Below are 1,107 nucleotides of genomic sequence, written 5' to 3'. Positions count from 1 at the left end.
GCCGGCGCCGCATCGGCGGAACCCAATGGTTGGTACGGCGCCATCGACGCCGGCTATCACATGATCGACGACATCAACGCCGAGTCGTCGACCACGGGCGCCAACTGGAACTATGAAGTGAACGACGGTTGGGCCGCCTTTGCGCGCCTGGGCTATCGTTTCAACCCCAACTGGCGCGTGGAACTCGAAGGCGGCTATCGCTCGGGCGACATCGGCACGGTCCGCGCCGTGTCGGGCACGCAAGGCCTGTGCAACCTGACGCCGGCGACGGGTCCTTGCCACTCGCCGGAAGGCGACATCGAATCCGCCACCCTGATGGCCAATGTCATTTATGACTTCGGCTACGAAGCCTGGGGCATCCGCCCGTTCGTGGGTCTGGGCGCCGGCGTGAACCGCATCGACGTCGACACGGTCGGCGCCCTGCGCGCCAATCGTGGGGCCACCTTCACGGCGGACGACACCTCGACCAAGTTCGCCGCTCAGGCGATCGCGGGTCTGGCCTGGGCCATCAGCGACCGCGCCAACATCGACCTGACCTACCGCTATCTGACGGGCGATGCCAAGTTCGCCTCGACGACGGCTGGGACGGGCGTGGGCGCCACGTCGTTCGGCGAATGGGACGGCGACTACGACCAGTCGCACACCGTGACCCTGGGCCTGCGCTACAGCTTCGGCGCCGAAGACGCGCCGCCGCCTCCGCCCCCGCCGCCTCCCCCGCCGCCTCCCCCGCCGCCTCCCCCGCCGCCGCCTCCGCCGGCTCCGGCCGCGCCGGTCGCGCGCCAGTTCGTGGTCTATTTCGACTGGGATCGCTCGGACCTGACGGCGGAAGCCCGTTCGGTGGTGACGCAGGCCGCCAACTACGCCAAGTCGGGCCGTCCGACGCGCGTGCTGATCGTGGGCTACACCGACACCTCGGGTTCGGCCGCCTATAACGTCGGCCTGTCCAACCGTCGTTCGCGCACCGTCGCGGACGCCCTGGTGGCTCAAGGCGTCAACGGCGGCGTGATCGCCCTGGACGGCAAGGGCGAAACCAACCTGGCCAAGCCCACCGCCGACGGCGTGCGCGAACCGCTCAACCGCCGCGCGACCATCGACATCAACTTCTAA

General features: G+C 69.2%; 1 protein-coding gene. It reads left to right on the top strand.

Going from position 1 to position 1,107, the window contains the following annotated elements:
- A partial coding sequence (locus DI624_RS16040) for an OmpA family protein (protein WP_291540552.1) occupies window positions 1-1,107 on the top strand: 1,107 nt, incomplete at its 5' end.

Origin of the sequence: Brevundimonas sp. (genome assembly GCF_003248455.1) — a bacterium.
In the GTDB taxonomy this organism is placed as follows: domain Bacteria; phylum Pseudomonadota; class Alphaproteobacteria; order Caulobacterales; family Caulobacteraceae; genus Brevundimonas.
The sequence above is the reverse complement of the archived record's forward strand: the minus strand, read 5'-3'. Positions and strand labels throughout refer to the sequence as shown.